The organism is Vibrio sp. 1288 (assembly GCF_033344475.1).
Genome location: NZ_JAWPOX010001010.1, coordinates 1 through 543 on the forward strand (window position 1 = coordinate 1; position 543 = coordinate 543).

The following is a 543-nucleotide window of genomic DNA, read 5'->3' on the forward strand; positions in this document are numbered from 1 at the left end:
TGTGTTACCACGGATATCGCTAATGTAGCCTTCAGAGAAGTACAAAACGCTGTAATGGGTATTTTTCGGGAACTGCTTGCCAAACTCCACAGCGAGTTCGCGACTGCCTTCAGCGTGATCGAAACCGACGTACATAAAAGGCTGTCGAGTTTCCCATTCACGGACTGGCGTCGTGATATTTTGCAGGATAAGTTTGGTTTTGGTGGAATCTAAAACGTGTTCGACAAACTTACGATGTCGGGTCGTATCGAGTGTAAAAATTAAGTAGTCGGAATTGCTTTTCAGTGCTTCCATCAAAGAAAGGCTTTGTTGTTTGATATCGGCGTTCGGTCGCGTAAACACTTGATTGATTTGGTAATCAATATTGAGTTTATCTAAGCGCTTCTCAAACGCGTCGATGTTTCTTATCCAGTAATCAGAAATCTGCTGCCCTGGATAAACAACGGAGATTTTTAATGGGTGTCTTTTTTCAGGGGCAATAGGTACAGGATCGTCTCTCACGGCCGCAGCCAGAGCATCCGTTAAGTGTTTCTGTTCTGGGAA

1 pseudogene is annotated in these 543 nt (G+C 44.2%); it reads right to left on the reverse strand.

The features are described 5' to 3' along the window. Positions 1-543 (reverse strand): annotated as a pseudogene (locus R8O11_RS30620) (ABC transporter substrate-binding protein); the annotation flags it as partial.